The organism is Spirosoma daeguense, assembly GCF_054776875.1.
Map to the genome: position 1 here is coordinate 223,298 of NZ_BAAHBF010000004.1, position 21,934 is coordinate 245,231.

At 45.9% G+C, this 21,934-nt stretch carries 11 protein-coding genes; 4 read left to right on the top strand and 7 right to left on the bottom strand.

Features of this window, described 5'->3' with window-relative positions:
- The first annotated feature begins 73 nt into the window (after positions 1-73).
- Complete coding sequence (locus ACYVD4_RS13880) at positions 74-4,807, top strand: fibronectin type III domain-containing protein (RefSeq protein WP_460946569.1); 4,734 nt, start codon at positions 74-76, stop codon at positions 4,805-4,807.
- Between the two features lie 75 nt (positions 4,808-4,882).
- Here the strand turns inward: ACYVD4_RS13880 and ACYVD4_RS13885 are convergent, their stop codons facing one another.
- The 5 genes from ACYVD4_RS13885 to ACYVD4_RS13905 all read right to left on the bottom strand — a co-directional run bounded on the left by ACYVD4_RS13885 (position 4,883) and on the right by ACYVD4_RS13905 (position 11,989).
- Positions 4,883-5,641, bottom strand: a complete 759-nt coding sequence (locus ACYVD4_RS13885) for a LytR/AlgR family response regulator transcription factor (RefSeq protein WP_460946571.1) — start codon at positions 5,639-5,641, stop codon at positions 4,883-4,885.
- Positions 5,642-5,649: 8 nt separating this feature from the next.
- Positions 5,650-7,371 carry a tetratricopeptide repeat-containing sensor histidine kinase gene (locus tag ACYVD4_RS13890; protein WP_460946573.1) on the bottom strand — a complete coding sequence of 574 codons (1,722 nt, stop codon included), beginning with the start codon at positions 7,369-7,371 and terminating at the stop codon, positions 5,650-5,652.
- 234 nt (positions 7,372-7,605) lie between these two features.
- Complete coding sequence (locus ACYVD4_RS13895; RefSeq protein ID WP_460946575.1) at positions 7,606-8,097, bottom strand: MOSC domain-containing protein; 492 nt, start codon at positions 8,095-8,097, stop codon at positions 7,606-7,608.
- 133 nt (positions 8,098-8,230) lie between these two features.
- A complete protein-coding gene (locus ACYVD4_RS13900) occupies positions 8,231-9,154 on the bottom strand; it encodes a metallophosphoesterase family protein (protein ID WP_460946577.1) in 924 nt (307 codons plus the stop codon).
- Positions 9,155-9,292: 138 nt separating this feature from the next.
- Complete coding sequence (locus tag ACYVD4_RS13905) at positions 9,293-11,989, bottom strand: DUF5686 and carboxypeptidase regulatory-like domain-containing protein (RefSeq protein ID WP_460946579.1); 2,697 nt, start codon at positions 11,987-11,989, stop codon at positions 9,293-9,295.
- 106 nt (positions 11,990-12,095) lie between these two features.
- On the opposite strand from ACYVD4_RS13905, the gene ACYVD4_RS13910 reads away from it, so the two are divergent.
- The 3 genes from ACYVD4_RS13910 (at position 12,096) to ACYVD4_RS13920 (ending at position 16,956) form a co-directional block, all read left to right on the top strand.
- Positions 12,096-14,099: a hypothetical protein gene (locus tag ACYVD4_RS13910; protein WP_460946581.1), complete on the top strand. Its 2,004-nt coding sequence runs from the start codon at positions 12,096-12,098 to the stop codon at positions 14,097-14,099.
- Positions 14,100-14,105: 6 nt separating this feature from the next.
- Entirely contained in the window at positions 14,106-15,470 is a 1,365-nt protein-coding gene (locus ACYVD4_RS13915) for a DUF5018 domain-containing protein (protein ID WP_460946583.1), read from the top strand.
- A 136-nt stretch (positions 15,471-15,606) separates the two neighbouring features.
- Positions 15,607-16,956, top strand: coding sequence for a M24 family metallopeptidase (locus ACYVD4_RS13920; RefSeq protein ID WP_460946585.1), 1,350 nt, complete (start codon positions 15,607-15,609; stop codon positions 16,954-16,956).
- Positions 16,957-17,023: 67 nt separating this feature from the next.
- Here ACYVD4_RS13920 and ACYVD4_RS13925 read toward each other — a convergent pair whose 3' ends face one another.
- The gene (locus tag ACYVD4_RS13925) at positions 17,024-18,157 is read right to left on the bottom strand and encodes an efflux RND transporter periplasmic adaptor subunit (RefSeq protein ID WP_460946587.1); all 1,134 of its coding nucleotides are present in this window, start codon (positions 18,155-18,157) and stop codon (positions 17,024-17,026) included.
- Positions 18,141-21,470, bottom strand: coding sequence for an efflux RND transporter permease subunit (locus ACYVD4_RS13930; protein ID WP_460946589.1), 3,330 nt, complete (start codon positions 21,468-21,470; stop codon positions 18,141-18,143). The genes ACYVD4_RS13925 and ACYVD4_RS13930 overlap by 17 nt, the downstream gene beginning before the upstream one ends.
- Positions 21,471-21,934 lie beyond the last annotated feature (464 nt).

The following is a 21,934-nucleotide window of genomic DNA, read 5'->3' on the forward strand; positions in this document are numbered from 1 at the left end:
CAACTATCTCAATCACTCTATGACGCTTCTCTACAGGATTATCAGGTACCGTCTTCTATTTACTGTACTTGCTGTGTTGTCCAGTTTTTTTTCGCTTGGAGCCATCCCAACCGACAGCGTGCAGCATGCTTCAGGGACGGAAACAGCTAGTGTTTTTGCCTGTCCATTGCCCTACAACCTAAGTACATATAGCGTTAATGCAACAAGTGCCACGCTATACTGGTATGCTTCTAGCTACACTTCACTTGAATATCGGTATAAAACTACCTCTTCGGCAACATGGATAACCGTTACTACAACACAGAATGGCTCTATCAATCTAACCGGATTAACGCCGAGTACTGCTTATGAATGGCAGGTTAGAAGTTTATGTACGGGAGGTGAAACATCAGGTTTTACAGCCTCGACCAACTTTACCACAACAGCCTGTAATGCCCCTACTTCGGCTAGTACAGATAATATAACCCATACATCGGCACGATTACGTTGGTATGATGTAGATCGTACGAACAACTATACTGTATCGTATCGGGTTGGTGCGGGAGCCTGGCAAACTATTCCAAATATTCCGGGAGATGGAACCAATACGACTATTTACTACACACTAACAGGGCTTACTAATGGCTCAACGTACCAATGGGCAGTTCAAAAGGCCTGCACCGGAACCATTTCTTCTCCTTTTAGCACAACCCAGAACTTCACGGCTGCCTGTAATACGCCCACCTCTGTATATCCAGGAACAGTCAGATACAATCAGGCCATCCTAAACTGGAGTAGTTATGGGCCTGCTACTACGTATAATATCCAGTATAAAGCGGGCCTTGCCGGAACATTCCAGACAATTTCAAACGTAGCAAGTACCACAACCGGTACAACCAGTTATACGCTTACTGGCCTTACGCCTAACACAACGTATTATTTTCAGGTGCAGACCAACTGCGGTGGCGGCACTACGTCTCCTTACTCTGCAACCAGCAGTTTCACAACCCAATGCTTTACGCCATCGACTTACGTAAATACGGTTGGCTCAGTTACGGCAGAGATACAACCCTATAACTCGTCTAATGATGCCAGTACGCTTTATAATATAGAATATACGCCACAGCCAGGCGGTACTCCAGTGATCGTATCAAACGTTACGTCGCCGTATACGTTAACAGCTTTAACCGCGAATGTTACCTATAGAGTGCGGTCACAGGCCGTTTGTGCACCGGGTGTTACCTCTGCTTATTCTACTACTACGTCGTTTTCTACCTCCTGTCGGGCGCTGGACAATAATACCAGCATATCTACCATTACCTCAAAATCGGCCGAATTGCGGTGGTATGATCCTGACAATACATCGACTTATGAGGTGCAGTATAGGACTACAAGCCCAACAGTAGGTACATTCCAGTCGGTAACCGGTATTGTGGGCAGTACGAGTAGTTATAAGGCTTACTCACTAACGGGCTTAACAAATAATACGGCCTATGAATGGATGGTCCGTAAGGTTTGTGGTAATGTAAGTAGTCTGACCTTCACTACGCCCAGAAGCTTTACTACGCAGTGCGGCACTACAAATTCAGCCTATGCGATTTATAATACGGTTACGTATAACTCGGCTGGTCTATCCTGGTATACAAACGAAATTGGTACGCCACATGAGTTGCAGTATAGACCCCAAAATTCGGGCACGTGGCAATCGGTTTCCAATATTACAGGCACCAGTTCACTCTATAGCTATACGCTAACAGGGCTGGATGCAGGCACTACGTATGTTACACAGGTACGAGCCGTATGTGGGGCAGGGGCTACGTCGCCATTCTCTTCTACTACGTCGTTTGCCACACAAAGCTGTGCAGGGCCAACATCATTAGCCGTTAGTAATATTACGTCTACTTCAGCCCTATTGAATTGGTACAGTGATTATTACAATCCTGCTGGCACCACCATGGAAGTGTCCTATACGCCTGCCAGTCAGAGTGCTACGGGGCCGTGGACGGTGGTTAGTAGCTTAACTGCTACGTATACTTCATTCTCTTATTCACTCACAGGACTTACGCCCAATACAGATTATGCCTGGCGGGTTCGGTCGTTTTGCACACCAACCGGCAGTTCAAGCTACGTAACAGGGCCTATTTTCCGGGTTGAATGCCGTATACCAGATAACCCAAGTACCTACAGCATTACGTTCAATTCAGCCTCCCTTGGCTGGAATGGTTCATCAGGCCAAACGTATGAGGTGCAATATCGTCAACAAGGCAGTACGTCGGCTTTTACATCAGTAACGACTACGTTTAGCAGCTATCAATTGCAGAATATATCCGGAAGTTACGAATGGAAAGTACGGACAATCTGTGGAGCTTATGGAACATCGGCATTTGCTCCCTTACAGATATTTTCTACCGTTTGCAGCCCGCCAAGTTCACGCTATACAAGCAATATCAGCTCGTATGGTGCTATTCTTCAATGGAATAACGCAGGCAATGGGACCCGATACACGATTCAATACCGTCAACAAGGCACTACTCCGTGGACTCAGGTTAGCGATATTGGTGGCACTATGTATGCGTTGCCGGGGCTGGCCAACGCAACTACCTACGAATTTCAGGTGCAAAGTGTATGCTCGCCTAGTGTTAGCTCCACGTTCAGTGCATCAACCCAGTTCACGACGTCGTGCCCAACGCCTACCGTTACGCTGAGCAGTGGCCTTAGCAATGGTAGTCCTCAAATTTACTGGACTCCAACCTATGGTGTTGGTTATGTTGTTGAATGGAAAACCCGCGCCAGCGCTACGTGGGATAATACTTCACCAGTATTGAATGAGCTTTCCTTTTCCAATAGCGGAAGTTCTATATCGGCAAACAGTGTTTTCTTTACCATTACGGGTTTGTCTCCCAGTACTACGTACGATTATCGGGTAAGAACAATTTGTGCCGATGGTAATACGAGTAACTATACGCCTGTACAAAGCCTGACTACCGTTAGTTGTAATCCGGCTGTTCCAACTACTCACAACAGTTCCCCGTCGTTTAATCTGGCTTCGCTGAGCTGGTCAACCAATGTAAGTACGTTCGGACTTTCGTGGGAACTACGCTGGCGGCCAACCGGTGCATCGACCTGGAATACTACTCAGGCTTTGTCATCTACTTCGCAAACGCTACGTGGTCTGAGAGGTAATACAGCTTATGAATGGCAGGTTAGAAGTTCCTGCGCAACAGGTTCTCCATCGGCCTATGGAGCTTTGCAGAGCTTTACAACGGTATGCGCCCAGCCTACCAATCTGTCGGCCCTATGTATCACCAATAGCAGTGTTAATTTAGACTGGACGGGTGTTAGTGGCGCTACGTATGAGCTACAATGGCGGGCCGTTGGGCAACCTACCTGGACAACGGTTAGCAGCCTGACCACAGACGCCTATCGACTAACGGGCCTGAGTGCAAATACGGCTTATGAATATCAGGTGCGCACAATCTGCGGAGCCAGTGAGAGTACAAATTTTGTTGGACCAGTAGCTTTTACAACGCTCAGCAGTTGTCCGGTTCCAACCTTCCTGAATGCCTATAATTATAACTCAGACTGTGGCGTATATTATCTGTCGTGGGGCGGCTGCACAAGTAGTGGAACAACCTATGAAGTGCAATATAAACTACAATCGTCGGGAACCTGGCAAACAGCAACAACGACAACAAATACAAATTATACGCTAGCAGGTTTGGTTAGTAGTACGGCGTATGATGTACGGGTACGAACTGTTTGTCCGGGCGGTAGTACATCTGATTTCGTTACAGCTCAGTTTGTTTCGGTTGGCTGCGTCTCTAACTGTTTACCACCGACTAGTTTAGCTACGCAAGACATTACCAATGCTGCTGCTACAGCAGTCTGGTTTGGTTCGAATAGCCAGAGTTATGAATTCCGCTGGCGCGCTGGTTACAGCACAAACTGGACTACGACAAGCACATTTAGCGGCTACCGGATGACGGGTCTGAACGGTGATACTCCTTATGAATGGCAGGTTCGTAACGTTTGTACAAATGGGCAATCGTCGGAATATTCGCTGATTAATTTCTTCCGCACGGTTTGTAATATTCCACTAAATCCAAACAGCTTTAATGTTGGTGCTACGTCGGCTACGTTGAGCTGGAATGGTTTTAGCTCGGGCGTTCAGTATGAAATTCGTTATCGTGTTGGCGCAGGAGCGTGGCAAACCGTTTCGTCGATTGGGACTGAAAATTATAATCTGGCGGGCCTTTCCAATAATACAACGTACGAATGGCAGGTTAAAACGTTGTGTAGTGGTGGTGGTGGTTCTAATTTCTCACATTCACTGTTCTTTACTACACAGTGTGCAATGCCGACGAATGCTTACTCGCAATTTATCGATTTAACATCGGCACAACTTGTCTGGAATGGCCCAACGGGTACAACGTATGAATTGCAATATAGGCCAGTCGGTGGTACGTATACTACTGTTTCGGTTGGCAACGTAACAAGTTATACGCTCACCGGTTTGAATAACGGTACGGCTTATGAGTGGCAGGTACGCACACTTTGCAGCGGAGGTAGCACATCGGGTTATCCAACGCAGCCACTTACTTTCCAGACAGTTAGTTCAGCTTGCGCGGCTATGTTTACTACACAACCCGGAAACTGGAATAATGCCTCAATCTGGTCGTGCGGGCGCGTTCCAAATGCAACCGATAACGTAGAAGTTCGCCATGCTGTGAACGTAACAGGAACCAGCAACAACGCCCTTATTATTCGTTTCACGGCTCAGGGAGGGCTAACTTATAGCGAAGGAGCCTCACTACGACTTGGATTCTGACGTATGCTACTTTTATGATAAAGCAAATGCGCCAACTACATTAGTTGGCGCATTTGCTTTATCAGACTAATCCGGTCAACGTTTATCGGTTCCCGGTTTAGTACGTACTACGGTCATTCGTTTTAAGAGTTCTTTACGACTCGTTGCCGGAATAGGAAGTATAGTCTGATTGTCGATCAGGAGAAGTTCGCCATCTTTCAGGCGTTTGATATAATCGAGATTTACGACGTGAAAGCGAGAAAGGCGAAAAAAGTTATTTACCCGGAAATACTGTTCCAGTTGGCCCAGATTTGTGCTAACGGTGTGAACAAATCTATCGGCCAGAATCACTTTCGCATAGGCTCCATCGGCTTCCAGATACATTACGTCGGCTAAGTCAATCTTTTCCAATCCTTTACCAACTGGCAGAAGGAGGTACTCCTGAGCAGACATATCGGCCGGTATCGAACGGGTATTCTGAAAGTTATGATAAGCTAGTTCTATCGTAAACAGAATTTCGTTGGCTTTAAACGGTTTAAGCAAATAAGCGGCCGGTTGTGTAGCCATCGCCGATTCGAACATGGCAGGTTCTGAATTAGCTGTCAGGTAAATAATTGGCATTGAATGAAGTATCAGCAACTCTTTTGCGGTATCGATACCGTTCGCTGTTGAGCTTTTCTCCAGTTCAATGTCAATCAACGCCAGATCAGGCGGGTTGGCAATAACTGACTTTCGGGCTGCATCAAAAGTTCGGGCAATTCCGGTGACTTTATGACCAGCTTTTTCCAGAATCTGGCGAAGATCCATCGCCGTAATAATTATATCCTCTACAATCAGAATTTTTAACGAAGTCATACCTGAATTCACACGTTAAATTCCATCGCAAACACTGTGCCTTTTCTCCGATTTGAGTCAAAAGATCCGCGTCCGTTGAGCTGAGCCACCTGCGTCTGTATCAGCGACATACCGAATGAGCCATTTTTGTCTACGAGCCAATCGTCGGCATCAAGAACAGGAACATTTGCGAAACCGGGGCCATTATCAGCCACTTCCAATTGAATACTACGTCCATTTCTACGGCAACTGATACGTAGTGTGGGACTGTTAGTAGCAGGAAAAGCATATTTACAGGCATTTGTAATCAGCTCGTTCAAAACTAACCCTACCGAAATGGCTTTATCTGCCGAAACATGAATCGAGTCAATCGTAAACTCAACTGGTACGTTGTCATAACCGAAAGCCTGCAAAACTCCACTGACCAGTTCCCGAATAAAATCATTCAGTTCTACTTTAGCCAGTTGTTCACCATCGTACAAGCGCCGGTGCACAATGGCCATTGCCTGTACACGAAGCTGACTTTCTTCTACGGCCCGTTTCGCCGTTTCGTCGGTTAGCCGTTCCGATTGAAGACTAAGCAGGCTGGAGACAACCTGTAAATTATTTTTGACCCGGTGATTCTGTTCTTTAACCAACTCTTCGTTTTGCCGACTGATACGTTGATTCTTTCGAGATAATCGAAAAAAGACAAACCCAACGCCCACAGCTACAACTAATAAGATAGCGACAGCAAACGTTCCTAATTGTTGTAATCGCAGATTTTGCTCATTCAGCTTTATTTCTTTGTTTTTGGCCTGTAGTAATGCCTCCTTTTTTTCGGTTTCATACTCCACATTCAAGCGGCTAATCGCACCGTCACGATCCGACAGGATTTGGCTTCGTTCGAGTGCGTTCAGCTCTTTGAGGTGCTCAAACGCTTTCGGCCATTGGCCTGTTTTTTCATAATACCGAACCAATTCATGTTCCAGAACCATACGAACATCGTATTCATTCAGTTTTCGATCAGAATAGAATTGTTCAGCCTGTCGAAGTATCTGATAGGCTGAATCTGGCTCGCCAAACGTCAGATAAGCCGCAGCTAATCTTGCCATAGCCCGTACCCGAATACCATCTTTATTCTTCAGTGTAAATAAATCAAGTGCTTGTTTTAAGTACGGAATAGAACGTCGATCATTTCCCTGAGTCAGAAATGTACCCATATTCATAACCGATTCGGCAATTCCGGATGTATCCTTAATCTTATAGCAAAGGCTTGTTTCTTTCCGGTAATAGGCCAGTATTGAATCATAGAGTGATTGCCGACGCGGCACCTGTTTACTCCATATGCTTTCATAAAGAAGCCCTAGCGTGCCGTAGCTACGTATCAGTGCTTTATCCTGATTTAGCCGAACGCGCTTTGCAATAGACAGGGCATTTTGAGCAAACTTCATGGCCTGTTCTGAGCGCCCCAGCATATTTTCGTTTTCACTTAGCCGTACATATAACCGACTTAGCTCGTCCGAATCTCCCCTGGTTTCCTGAATACGTAGTGCTTTTAGAAAGTATCGTTGTGCGGTGTGATAGTCGCCAGCAAAGGCGTAGGTTTTCCCGTATAGATACCAGGCTTCGGCCAACAATAGCGAATCGTTCTGAGCGATGGCCTGTGCTTCTACTTCACGGGCATTTTGCAACCGATCAGTACGTAATTTGAGATAAACCTGCTCCTGTGCCGTGCTTATACTGGGCGCAATTAGCCATAGTATAAACATGCAGTTTATGCATATAGCCAAACGAGAGAGCATAGTGGTTGTTAAAAGAGAGTGCAGACTGCAAACAAATATCAAATTTACTGTAACAATCACTATTTCTCCTACGGGCGTTCAGAAGAAAAAACTACTATCTGGAAAGAAAAAACAACGCATTTGCCAAACATTACCAGTAAGTAGGCCAAGAAAAGACTATGTACTAAGTCAAGTGGCTAACACTAGAGGCTGGTTTTAATGCTACGTATCATTTGACGGCAAAACCATAACGGCATCTCCCACTCGAATTGTGCCGCCTTTTATCACCTTGGCGGTCATGCCCCCATGTCCACGCATAGCATTGTAACCACCCGGACCAAGCGCCGTTTCCATTTGCGAACAAGGATGACACTGCCCGGTGATGAGCAGCACTACGTCGCCAAGTTGAATCTGAAGATCTTTAAGGGCCAGTAGATTCAGGCCCGACACAACAATATTCCGACGTAGTAAACCAGGATCAATGGTGTCGTGGTTCGATAGAGAAGCAATGGCGGGCAGGTGTTCGGCCTGAATCAGCGTTACGTGTCGATTACCGCTTTGTCCGCTATAATGATCGCCCAGAATTCCTTTTTTCTCCGAAACGTCGACCGAATCAACAACCTGTACAGACGTCTTTCGGGCCGGACGAATTCCAATCCAGTCGACACGGCCAGAACGCGAAAAAACCGTAAATAATTCTTTGATACTCTGCACCGGGATTACACAGATTTAAGGATTAAACAGATTTTGTTCTTAACTCCGTATGAACCCAATCTGTTTTAATCCATAAATCGCGTTCAGCTAGAAATAGCAAAATCCGATCAATCCCGCAGGGCTACCCGGCAGTTCAGACATAACTTACGTAGCGATTCTCGAGCGTACCATCATCATACAAATCAACGACGGCGTAACCGGCTCCGGTATGGTGGTATTTCCCAAACCACCAGGCACCACTAACAGCACCATTGCAGAAATACGATACGTTATTATAATCGACCCGGTCGACCAGATGAATATGACCACTGATGGCCGCTTTTACGTTCGGATACCGATGAAAAAGATTTGTAAGCCGAACCGTATCGCTATGCATCCAGCGGGCAGGAATGTTCCAGTTTCCGTCAGCAAATCGTTGTCCATCGAAGAAAACACAAGCCGCCAGAATCGGAACGTGCGACACGATCAGAATGGGTACGTTTTCGGGCGTAGCTTTCAAATCGGCTTCGAGCCAGTGGTATTGTTCCTCGTCCAGATGGGCGGTGTACCAACTGCCGTCGGCTTTGGGCTGAACACTATCTAACACCACAATATGCCAGCCGTTCTGGGTATGACTGTAATACGGTCGCGCGAGTTGCAGTTCATCCATCGCCCATTTACGACCATCGCTAAACGCGGCAGCGGTTTCCTGCTTACACCATATATCGTGATTGCCAACACAGCTCAGCAAAGGCAACGCATTTTCGCTACGTAACACATTCTGATACAACTCCCACTGACGCCGAACACTATCTCGGCCCCGGCCGTGGGCTTCCATAATGGCATCGCCCCCGTTGATAATCAGGTCAGGTTTCTCGGCCATTGCCTGAACGTGGTGCAGGCATTTTTCAAAGCCTTTGGCAGCCCCTACCAACGGCTGCATATGAACATCGGTAAGGTGAGCGATACGTACCACCCGCTGACGGGGCGGTGGTGCTACCTGGGCGGTAGCCAGATTAGTAACAGAAAGAGCCGCAAGGCCCGTACCCATTCGTCTAACTACGTCGCGACGATTCATGCACGGTGTATTGGTTTGCGCAAAATAAGGCTCTATCTGTTACGTATTGATTACAAGGATTTTATGAATTTATTAGCAAATCTACCTACTCTATTCAACTTGTTCACAAACAGGAAATGTAGCCGTGTTACGTTCCAATTATCGGCCAAATTTTAACGTAGTACCAATTCTAAAACCTAAACCCTGATACTTGGCATCCTGCCACTGCGAGATCACTTCTACCCGAAAGAAAGGCAACACCTGCGGAATCAGCCCATCCAGACCGTAACCGATTTCGGTATAATGCCGCGAATTGGGCGTGTTGAGGTAGTGAACAAACAGGTTTTCTTTCAGGCCAATCAGTCGCATTAAGGTTAACTGTGTAACAAAAAACTTACGAAACTCAGCCAGTACGTGTCCTTCCAGAAACCGTTTGCCCGTGCTGTATTGGTAGTATGGCAAAAGTCGATAACTCGACACTACGTCGCCCTGCTGAAAAAAGAACTCGTTGCCAGCAAAGTGTTTAAAATCGGGCAGATACAATTGACGATCGTTGAAAAACATACCCGCACTAAACTGATAATTCAACCGACTCCGGATTCCTGTTTCGAACGAATGGCTAATGGTTGCCTGCGCGAAATCATAGTCCAGATCGGCCATACCTTTTCGGTAGTTCAACGTTAGTAGAGGAGCATCGTTATCGCTTCGGGCAATTCGCCGACCATTACGAATGGTATATTCGGTTGCCCCAAGTTTTGCCGATGCCGTAAGATTTAAAATAAGTGCATTATGAGTTGGGAAAGCGGTTGTTTCCAGTTCTGCGTTATCGGGACGGTTCGCGGTAAACGACCGATTACGCCAGTTGAACCAAGGTTTTATATCTTCTTTAAAATTGGCCAGCTCTGTACGTTGTGCATATTCCAGGCTACCAATCAGCTTTAGCCGACTGTCGAAGGGAGCAGCACTAAACGTTACGTTCAGGTAATCTTTCTGATACAGTTTAATCAGATTCTGCTCGAAGAGCAACGTAGTAAACGTATTAAGGGCCGGACTGATCGGATTATCGGGATTAAACTGAAAGAAATAACGCCCACCCGATACGTTGATACGTGTCGATTTGTGCTGATAGCCAGCATGTCCATACCCAACAAACTGCTTTCGGCCAAACTGATACCGCAAATTTCCGCCCAATGTCCACTCACTCAACGGAATCTGAACAAACCGACTTACCGAATCTACTTTGGGACGATACCGCCAGGTCAAGCTACTTTCTACGCCGTATCCTTCCACCGTGTTGTATTCAATTCGGGTAAGCGGTCCACCGTATTGCAGTGTACTGTACTTCGAAAGACGCCAGTTATAATCGCCAAGTAACTGCCCCGGCTTAAACTTATTGCGGTTTTTCCGACGGTTAAGGCTATCGCTACGTGTACTATCGCCGGGTGCTTTTAGTTCACGTATCAAGCCCAGACTATCGGCCTTCCGATAACTTTTGGATTCGGCGGTAGTAAGTGGCACCGAACGTAGCGAATCCCAGAATACATTCGAGCGTTTTCGAGCCATCGAATCAACTACCATCGAGTCATCACGTATTACCGCTACGTCCTCTTTTCGTTTTTTACGAGCCTGTTTTTCCTGCTTCTCATATTCTTTGACCAATTGACGCAGGTTTTTTGTCGAAAATTCTTTTTGCTTTTTCACTACGTCCTCAAGCTGGCTATTCTTGATTTCGCCTTTGGAGAGCGTTGTTGCAGGAGGACCTTTCTTTTCGTCGGCCACTTCAATATCAGCGGCAAACGCAGGGTTTACGACAAATTCGCTGAATGTCAGGTTACGAACATAGTAGCCCGATGCACGCACTCCCAAATAAGAACCACTTCCGGTATAGCGCTGATTAACAGGCATCCAGACACCTTGAACTGGGCTACATATATGCCTGATTCCAATTGTAACGCCAATGTTATTTACTGTTTCGAGTTGTAGGCTATGGATGGCCCAGCTATTTTCGAGAATATAGATTGTTCCGCGAAAAACGCCTTCGCCATACTGGCGCGGAATAACCTGAATTTTACTGATTTCGACCGGTTGTCCGTCGGGCCCCGGCTCACGAAACGTGCCTTTATATTCGAATTTGTAATACGCAAACGCCTTAGGCGAAAGGGGCGATACCGTTCCGCCAATGGTTGGCGTATAGAAACTCGCGTTATAAAACCGGCTAGGGCTCAGAAAATCGCCCGACGAATTTCGATTAGCAACAATACGTTGTCGATACGTATTCGGCTGATTAAAAGCAACTTCAGCAACTGTTTCGTTTAATATCGGTACGCCTACTTTAAAATTAGCCTCCCGTTCGGCTTCTTTCAATTGCTTCCGAAACGTCATTTCGGCCAGCTTCGGAATATCGAGCACCGTAACCGACGATTTGGTATAAACTCGGGCTTTAAACCGGAGCACCTGCAACTGGTGATACCGACTCTTGGCAATGGCCCGACGCATGATGGTATAAGCCGGATCTTCGTTACCAGCTTTGGTTTGTACTTCGGCCAGTTTCAGGGCTTGTTCCTCCAGTGTAACCTCTAACGTAGTGAAGCCCGTTTGCACCTCAATTGGCTTTTGAATTGTCTGAAAACCCAGATACTGAAATACAATATCATATTTGCCCGGTGCCAGTGCGATTTCGTAACGGCCCTCGTCGTTAGAGATTGTGCCATTGGGCGTTCCCTTCACAATAATAGCCGCGTAAGGTAATGGATCTCCCTTGCTGTTTTTCACCGTACCACGCAACCCCGTAGTGTTTTGTGCAGTGGCGATACTAATATGACTTAAGAAGAATAGGCTAAGCAAAAAAATTTTCATGCACGAATGAAGTTGGATTCGGTATGGGACCAATAAGCTAACGAAACCGTAGCGTGATACCATACATAGTTAGGTTTGGCGGTTTATCAAAGCTATCACTTTGTAGATGCGAAACAACACCCCGACGTTGCCTGAGCACGCTGTTAAAATAATAAAACAGCTTCGTTCTTATTCTTCAGCCGCGCAGCATGTAAACGTTCGTTGCGCCAATTGGCGGGTTCGTCAAGAAAATACCGGGATTGGTAAAGTTGCCGAATCGCCCTGGGTAAGTGACAGTATATTCATTAAAAATAATGAAATCATTTACTCTATGAATTCAAAAGCTGGTTCACTTAAGCAATCTATTCCTATACTTTTAGCCCTAGTAATTCTCTCTAATGCTTGTACCGTTCGCGTTCCGATGGGTCAGATTATTCAGACATCGCATCACGGTGCGCAACGGATTCAACCGTCCTATCAAGTTTCTAAAAAAGGTGGTAAGCTAGCCGGTTATTTAGGTGTTACGGCAGGAGCGGCACTCCTGCTGGGTGGGTTAGGTTACGCGCAGAGTCAAGACAAGAATGGCAACCCATATTCCGACCAACAGCGTATAAATAATGCCAAATCGCTGGGACTAACAGGGCTTTATGTAGGAGGATTATATGGAATTTATGTGCTTGTTGGTAAAAGAAAACCTTCCAGAATTGAGCAAGTTGCAGCCAATAACTTCAACAATTGGCTTTCCGATTACAATCGGAAACAGAACCAGAATTTTGTTAAATACGACCAGAGTACATATCCCTATCTGTTGATTCCCCGAAACAACGTAGCAGCTTACGAATCTGAAGAGCAACGTACTAGAGATGAGCAAGAAAAGCAACGAGTACTAGCTGAGCAACGTCGTAAAGAACTGGAAGAAAAGGAACGGATTGCTAAGCAGGAGCAAGAAGCAAAGGAAAAAAAAGAGCGGGAGGAGCAAGAGCGTAAAGCTCGTGAGTACGCTGCATTAGTGGCCAAAAATCCGGATAAATTAGACTGGAAGCCACTTATTGAATTTAATGAGGATATTATATTCCCATCGTACGTATTAAGCCGCGCCAGTTCACGCTTAATTAAGCTTATTGGTTGCGAAGACCCCAGTTTTCACGAGGCTAATGATTGTGCTAGCGTATTGGGAATCGTAGTTACCAGCCCTAGCACTGATTTTGAATTTAGCCTCGAAATTAGCGATACTGATGGTCGATACATCGTACCTAATAAGCGGAATTATGTGCTTAAAGAGCGAGGAAAACGATATATATTATTTCCTACAATTGCCTGGAAAACTGAATCATTGCGTAATCAGGAGCAAGAGTTTGTAGTGAATCTGGAATATAAATTAGCAATGCCTATCTCCGGAATAACTTCCCAACGGTTTAAGACTGTTAAAATGAAAACTATCTACGATTGCATTTTTGGTTATCAGGCCAAAGGTGAGCCTTTCAAAAATCGTAGATTTATGTTCACTGCCTATGTAAATGAAAAAGACCCTACTGTAGATCTAATTACACAGGAAGCATTAAAGATGCGTGTAATCAAATCATTTGGAGGTTACCAAGGTGATCGTAGTGATGTAATCGATGAGGTAGCGGCCATTTGGGCATCTATGCAAAATCGAGGTATAAAATACTCCAGTTTAACAGGCTCCGATTTAAGTTTAACAACTGGAATTGTTAGTCAATATGTACAGCCACTAAGTAAAGTGTATCAATATGCCCAAGCAAACTGTATTGACGGGACTGTTGCCTTTGCATCTGTACTTAAAAAAATAGGCATAGACCCACTCATAGTTACAATTCCAGGCCACGCTTTTTTAGGGTTTTGTACTAAACCTAAAACCAGAGATGGTCAAACATGGAAGGAACGAGATCCAGTTTTTTTAGAAACGACACTAATCGGTTCAAAAAACCTTTCCCTGTATACTGATACGATGGATAAGATTCAGGTTTCGCGTGATTCTTTCGATAAAGCTCTTTCAATCGGAACCAAGCGATTTTCTGAAACAGTATTACCAAACCTAAGTAACGAACGAGCCTACTCTGTTCTGGACATCACATTTTATAGAGAGCTTATTGACCCAATTGGCAAATAAATACGTATGAAATCTCTATCCACACCATTCCTGTTTATCCTGTTAGGGATATTTACGCTAGTACTTTCCTGCAAAAAAGAAGAAAGCCAGCCAACACCAACTACGCCATTGGGCAATGCAATAACCGCGAACCCAGCCGTAACCGGGCTAGCCAGTGCAAGTGTTATTGCTGACGCCAGTGGTTCAGCCTATACCATTACCGTTCCGGCAGGAACTGATGTCAAGACTCTCAAAATCAGTATTCCGATTACAACGGGCAGTAAAATTGATCCTGACCCAACCATTGCCCGCGACTATACCAATCCTGTTACGTATACCATCACCAAAACCGATGGAACAAAACAAACAGTAACTGTTAAAGTGGTGGTACTGGCTGCACCTAAATCTTCTGAAAAACAGATTACAGCATTCAGCTTCGCGGCCCTGAGCCCTGTTGTTACGGCTTCAATAGATCAAAATACACGTAAGGTTGCAGCTATAGTCCCCTCCACCACCGACATTACTAAGCTTGTACCAACCATCACTACGTCGGCTAAAGCAAACCTAGCACCCGCATCAGGCGTAGTGCAGAATTATACCAATCCGGTTAGTTATACAGTAACAGCAGAAGATGGCAGTACACTGGTTTACGAAGTGAAGGTGGAGAAAAGTGCTGTAGTGCCGAATAGCACCCCTTGCCTTCTCACTCAATTTGAGGATACGTACACTACAAGCTCAGGCAGTTCCCGCACTGATATAACCAACTTTGGCTATGATCAAACGGGGCGCATCAATCAGATAAAACGTACATCTTCAGGAAGTAGTGCAAGCACATTGTCTATCAGTTATGATACAGACGGGAATGTAGTTCAGGTGATAGAAGCAGGTTCGGGAAGCAGCACCACCCGTTTCTCTTATCAGAATGGAAAAGTAACAAAGATGGAAATATATGATGCCAGTAATAAGCTTGTGGGCGATTACATTGCCTCTAGCCGGTTTAAATTTAACGACCAAAATGAGCCTATTGAATCGAATTCAAATCCCGGTCAGACTACCAATGAGAAAACAACATTTGGATACTTAAATGGGAATATTGTCAGAATCACTGGTTTATGGGGCGACAATCGAGAGCCGGATACGTTTGAATATAGTTATGATACTAAAAACAACCCATTGCTGGCCAGCAAACCTCAGCGAATTTTGTTAGTCTACCTTATTCGTTACAGTTCATTTGGCATGGCTAACAACATTGTTCAAGCTAAAAACACAAAGGGACAGACAGGCACAATTACATATACCTATAACAAAAACAACTACCCAATCGATGCTAAAGCTGTTGCTTTGGATGGCACAGTATCAACTTATAAATACACATACTCCAATTGCCAATAACTCACTAGGTATTTTATGCTATTTCTGGCAGAATTTCAGGATTTTTAGTAAGAAATCATTCATATATCCTATTGAAAATTCTGCCAGAAAACATTTTACGTATCTTGCCTGAAAACAACCTGTTTCAAGCAATTGTATGATACGTTACGTCTATCTGGCTTTTTTCCTCTTCATCACCCAACTTAGTACGCTGGCTCAGCCTTCCCCTTCCAACATCCTGCCCGAGCGCGAGCGGGCACGTATTGTCGACGAAATTCTGGAAGATCGATTTGCAAACTTGCTGCCACAATTGATGCGTCGCGAAGGTATCGATATGTGGGTTATCATTTCCCGCGAATACAACGAAGATCCGGTGCTACGTACCATGTTGCCCAGCACCTGGCTTTCGGCCCGTCGACGTACCATTATGGTCTTCTTCGATAATGGGAAAGAAATAGAGAAGTTAGCTATTGCCCGCTACGATGTTGGTAATCTGCTAAAAGGTGCGTGGGATATCGACGTACGCCCGAATCAGTGGGAAGCTTTGGCGAAGGTAATTGAAGATCGTAAGCCAAAGAAAATCGGCCTGAACGTATCACTCAACTATGGCCATGCCGATGGATTGTCGTTTACCGAACACGAAGAGTTTTTGAAAAAGCTACCTGCCGATTATCAGAAACGTATCGTATCGGCAGAGAAAGTGGCCGTTGGCTGGCTCGAGACACGTACCGAAAAAGAAATGGCGATTTATCCGCTTATCTGTCGGCTGTCGCACCAGATTATTCAGGAAGGCTTTTCGGAACAGGTTATCCAGCCGGGCGTGACCACTACCGACGACGTAGTATGGTGGTTCCGCCAACGTATCACCAGCCTTGGCCTCGATACGTGGTTTCATCCAACGGTTGACGTACAACGGGCCGACAATCAGCAGTTTGAACACCTTCGTACGTTCTCGAAACGTCCCGATAAACAGGTGATTATGCCCGGCGATTTACTCCACGTTGATTTTGGTATTACGTATCTACGTCTGAACACCGATCAGCAACAACATGCCTACGTGCTACGTCCTGGAGAAACCGACGTACCAGAAGCTATTAAAGCGGCTTTCAAACAGGGCAACCGTTTGCAGGATATTCTGACTGAGCAATTTAAGTCAGGCAAAACCGGAAATCAGATGCTGCTGGCCGCACTTGAACAGTCGAAAAAAGAAGGCATCAACGGCACAATTTACTCCCATCCGATTGGCGTACATGGTCATGCGGCAGGACCAACTATTGGTTTGTGGGATCAGCAAAAAGGCGTTCCCGGCTCCGGCGATTATCCGTTGCTATCGAATACGGCTTATTCGATTGAATTGAATGCTGCTGTCGAAATTCCGGAGTGGAAGAAAGTGGTACGTATCATGCTCGAAGAAGACGGCTTTTTCGATGGACAAACCTTCCGTTATATTGACGGCCGCCAGACTGAGATTTATACCATTCCCCGCAAATTGGGGTATGTAAAATAGTTTTCGACAGGGTTAACAAGATGGACAGGATTTCAACAGTTCCATCTTGTTAATCCTGTCGAAAAAATCATTTCGTTTTAATGGCCGCGCCATCGCGCATTTCTTCAGAAGCGGTTTTCACCAGTTTATCATCATCGCTCAGTTGGCCGAAAACTTCAACTTTTTCGTCAGCTTCAAGACCTCTTTTTACCGGTACCCACTCCGCTTTCTCATCTTTAACCCGAATCACGAAAACGCCCGACGTAGCGTTTACGATGGCTGATTTAGGTACAATAAACGTATTGCTTTGCGTAGGCAACGGCAGGTTCACTTCGGCAATCATACCAGGCAACAGTTTTTTATCTGCATTCAGTACGTCAACTTCAACCCGTTCCGACCGTAGGCGTTTATCCAGTGCGCCCGATAGTCGTTTTACCGTACCTGTAAACTTCCGGTCTGGAAACGCTTTTACGGTGAAACTAACCTGACTATTCTGGTTAACGTAACCAGTATATGCTTCAGGAATAGAAATGACGAGACGAAGTTTTTTCTGCTCGGTCAGCACGAACAGCGGAAATTCTGAACCTTTCCCAGCCGGGCCAATATATGCTCCTGTGCTCGCGTTACGTGCACTGATAACCCCGCTAAACGGGGCTCTAATAGTCAGGTAATTTTTCAACGTAGCAACTTCCCGATAGGCTGATTTAGCGGCTTCCAGTTGCGCGAGATCTGCGTTACGTTTCGCTAGTGCCTGATCGACGTCGTTTTTCGATACGGCTCCCGAAAATTTGCTGGCTTCCAGAATCCGTTCGTAGTTGGCTTTGCTGGCAATCGAGAGCGCTTCCTGACCCTTTAATTTTGAATCGGCCGATGCTAATTGTGCGCTCAATTCGGGTGCTTCGGCCACGGCCAGCACCTGTCCTTGGCTCACCTCCGAACCAACGTCGACAGATAGCTTGCTGATAAAACCGCTCACCTTTGCATAAATATCGACATCCCGAAACGCAACCAGCTCACCCGGAATTTGTAGGGCGGATGATAATTTACCTCGTTTCAGATCGAAAACTTCGGTAGCCGCTGGTGCATCGGCCAGAGCATTTTCTTTCGATTTGGATTCCGCTTTGCTTTCTGGCGAGTGGCATTCTGTTGCTATAGCGACCAGCAGCAGGCAGCTTATTCCAACAAGCAGACTACGTACTGGTTTACTAATTGGCCGTTTCATAGGAACTAGATGTACTGGGGATGTAATATTTACTTTCTTTATCTTCAGGATCAAGCGATACCGATTCGGTTGTGGTTTTATTCTGTACCCAGGCAAAAACCAGTGGCAGAATAAACAGCGCGGCAAACGTCGACGCGATGAGTCCACCAATCACGGCCCGGCCCAGCGGAGCCGCTTGAGAGCCGCCCTCGCCAATTCCAGATGCCATCGGAATCATACCAACCACCATCGCTACGCTGGTCATCACAATTGGGCGCATACGTACCGATGCCGCTTCCCGAGCCGACAGTAATGCATTGCCGTTGCGTCGGCGAAGCTCTTCCGCATTGGTCACCATCAGTACCGCATTGGAAATTGATACGCCTACCGACATGATCATGCCCATGTACGATTGCAGGTTGAGTGTCGAGCCTGTCAGCATTAATAAAGCGAGCGAACCAACCAACACCGCCGGAACGGTACATAACACGACCAAGGATACTTTGAACGATTGGAAATTAGCCGCCAGCATCAGGAAAATAACCACAATGGCCGTAAGTAATCCGGTTTCCAGGCTATCGAGCGTATCGATCAATACCTGGGTTAATCCCTGCATTTTTATGGTCAGACCGCGCGGCAATTCGCCGAGTGAGTCAATAGCTTTCTGCACGTCTTTGGCGGCTGTTCCTAAATCGATATCGTTCAAATTAGCCGTTACCGACAGTACTGGAATAGCTCCGATGTTATCGTTTTCGCCATAGGTTGTGCCTTTTTTCAACGTAGCAACATCGCTCAAAATTGGTCGGTTGGCATTTGGCACTATCGGAATTTCGCCCAAATCGTTGATACTCGTCATCTGATTTTCCGGTACCTGAACCATCACCGTATAACTCTGGCTCGATTTCGGATCAATCCAGACACTCTTCTCCGTATAGCGTGACGACGACGTAGACGCGATCAATGAGCGAGAAATCGACGAAATATCTGTACCCAATTGTGCAGCACGTACCCGATCAATTTCAACGTTAATCGTAGGGTATTTTATCGCCTGACCAATCTGAACGTCGCGCAGATACGGTATTTGATTTAGCCGGGCAATTACTTTATTCGCATATTCTTCATTCTGTTTCTTGTTCTTTCCTGTAAGTTTCACCTCAATGGGCGTTGGCGAACCCTGACTTAGAATTTTGTCGGTCAGTTCAATTGGCTCGAAGGAGAGTTTGACATCGGGCATGGCCTTTTTCATACTTGCCCTGAATTTGTCTTTCAATACATCTAGGTCAACGTCATAATCTTCCTTCAAACTCACCTGTAGAACGCCCTCCTGCGGCCCCGCCATGAATAAGTAAATCGGGCTAGTCGAGAATTGAGAACCGTGCATACCCACCATCGCCGACGTAATCTCTACGTTCTCTTTTCCCACCATATCGTAAAGTACATCAATGGTTTTGAGCATAGTCGCTTCGGTTTTCTCCAGTCGGGTACCATCCGGGCTACGTAAACGTACCTGAAACTGACTTCCGTTCACCCGTGGCAATACGTCGCGGCCAATTATGGTAATTAATACGCCCGCAATTGCCATAGAGCCAAGCACATAAATCAATACGATAGGTCTGCGATACGGCAACGTCCGACCGATAAACCGGACAAATCGGGCACGAATACGTTCGAAGAAACTGATCGTGCCATCGTTATTGAGGTCTTTCCGATGAGCCAGTTTTTTCTTTTCTTCGATAGCATCTTCATGCTCCTTATGTCCATTTCCGTTCGATAGTGTTTTTCCGTTTTGGCCGTTGACTTTAGCAGATCCGTTGGCTATCAATTCCTGCTTTGCTACGTGTGCCTGCTGAGCCGGATGGTGTGCTTTCATCATCCAGTTTGCCAGCACAGGCACCAGCGTTTGCGCCATCAGATACGATGTAATCATCGAGAAACCAATCGCTAAGGCCAGCGGCAGAAACAGTGCGCCCGGAATGCCCGTCATAGTGAAGGCAGGAGCGAATACGGCCAGAATACAGAATAGAATCAGCAGTTTCGAGAACGCGATTTCCTTACAGGCATCCCAAATAGCCAACGCCTTGGGTTTGCCCATGTCGAGATGCTGGTGAATATTCTCTATTGTCACCGTACTCTCATCGACCAGAATACCGATAGCCAGCGAAAGTCCGCTCAGCGTCATAATATTGATCGTCTGCCCAAAGAGTGACAGAAACAATACACCCGAAATGATACAGGTCGGAATCGTGATAATTACAATCAAGGCACCACGCCAGTCGCCCAAAAAGAGCAGTACCATAAGCCCCGTCAAGATAGCCCCGATAGCCCCTTCGGTCATCAAACTCTCAACAGCATTGATTACATATACAGACTGGTCGAAGGTGTAGGTCAACGTAACGTCTTCGGGGAGTAACGACTGAAACCGAGGCAAAGCGGCTTTTAAGTTCTGTACAACTTCCCAGGTCGACGCATCTGCCGATTTGGTAATAGGCAGATAAACCGACCGTTTTCCATTTACCAGTACGTACCCCTGCGTAATGTCGGCTCCGTCTTCAATGGTTGCTACGTCTTTCAGATACAGGTTTTGAACTGTTCCGGTATAAAGAGGAATGTTGCCAAAGTCGGCAATGTCCCGAATTGTGGTGTTAGCTGGCGTAAAATAGTTCAGATCGCCGATACGTACATTACCGGCCGGAGTCGCCTGATTATTAATACGCAGCGCGGCCACCAACTGATCGGGGGTTAGATTATGGGCACGTAGCAGTTCAGGATTAGCTTTAATCACAATAGAGCGGGAGTTCCCGCCAAATGGCGCGGGCGATACCAGACCGGGAATCGACGTGAATCCCGATCGGATATACACGTTGGCCATATCCTGCAACTCATTGTTCGTTCGGCTCGGACTACTTAATACTAATTGCCCAACAGGTAACGTAGAGGCATCGAATCGGAGAATAAAGGGCGGTTGCGATCCGGGCGGAAAACTCGACTGCGCCCGGTTCGAATAAGCTGATACTTCGGCAGCCGCCTGCGCCATATTCGTGCCTTCGTAAAAAGTTAATTTTAGCAACGTAATACCCTGAATATTTTTGGATTCGATGCTTTTAACCCCCGATACGTAGAGGAGCAAGTTAACGTACTGTTTCCCAAAGAACGACTCCATCTGGTTAGGCGTGTACCCGCCAAATGGCTGCGAAATGTAAATGACCGGGAGGTTGAGGTTTGGGAAAATATCAATCTTGATATTACGAACTGCGCCCACGCCAAAATAAAACAAACTGGCCACGATCACCAGAATTGAAATAGGTTTACGTAAGGCGGCACGAATTAAATCCATAGTTTATTCAAAATCTTCTTAAATCCATCACTCACCCATTGCAAATACAGCTCATTTTTTTTGCTGTATTTGCAATGGGTGAGTGCCTTCCCATAAAAGCCAATTTTTTCCATGATCTATACTATCTCAGTATATATCATCCTGAAAGTTAATGAATTTGGTCGAAACTCCCACCCCGTTGGCTCGCGTCTTCATGGCATTTTAAGATACGTTGTTAAGCAATGAGAAACTTACTTAATGGTCGGTGTTTAAGTAAAAACCCTTATGCATATACGAGCTATTTATTCGTAAAATGTAGTATAAATCAGGTTGCACTACGGGTTTTATCACAGTTGCTACGTGTATCTTCTTTGTCTGGAATAAACCTGAAAAATACCCAGCGTAGTGCGTAGTAAAATTCATAAAAAAATGTCGATCTCGTTTGAGATCGACATTTCGTAAAAACAACGTAATGCGATATTAAT

What these genes read in the sequence shown, in the direction of transcription:
- ACYVD4_RS13885 (WP_460946571.1), bottom strand. Translation starts at nt 5,641, where the DNA reads ATGACTTCGTTAAAAATTCTGATTGTAGAGGATATAATTATTACGGCG.
- ACYVD4_RS13890 (WP_460946573.1), bottom strand. Translation starts at nt 7,371, where the DNA reads ATGTTTATACTATGGCTAATTGCGCCCAGTATAAGCACGGCACAGGAG.
- ACYVD4_RS13900 (WP_460946577.1), bottom strand. Translation starts at nt 9,154, where the DNA reads ATGAATCGTCGCGACGTAGTTAGACGAATGGGTACGGGCCTTGCGGCT.
- ACYVD4_RS13905 (WP_460946579.1), bottom strand. Translation starts at nt 11,989, where the DNA reads ATGAAAATTTTTTTGCTTAGCCTATTCTTCTTAAGTCATATTAGTATC.
- ACYVD4_RS13910 (WP_460946581.1), top strand. Translation starts at nt 12,096, where the DNA reads ATGCGAAACAACACCCCGACGTTGCCTGAGCACGCTGTTAAAATAATA.
- ACYVD4_RS13915 (WP_460946583.1), top strand. Translation starts at nt 14,106, where the DNA reads ATGAAATCTCTATCCACACCATTCCTGTTTATCCTGTTAGGGATATTT.
- ACYVD4_RS13920 (WP_460946585.1), top strand. Translation starts at nt 15,607, where the DNA reads ATGATACGTTACGTCTATCTGGCTTTTTTCCTCTTCATCACCCAACTT.
- ACYVD4_RS13925 (WP_460946587.1), bottom strand. Translation starts at nt 18,157, where the DNA reads ATGAAACGGCCAATTAGTAAACCAGTACGTAGTCTGCTTGTTGGAATA.
- ACYVD4_RS13930 (WP_460946589.1), bottom strand. Translation starts at nt 21,470, where the DNA reads ATGGATTTAATTCGTGCCGCCTTACGTAAACCTATTTCAATTCTGGTG.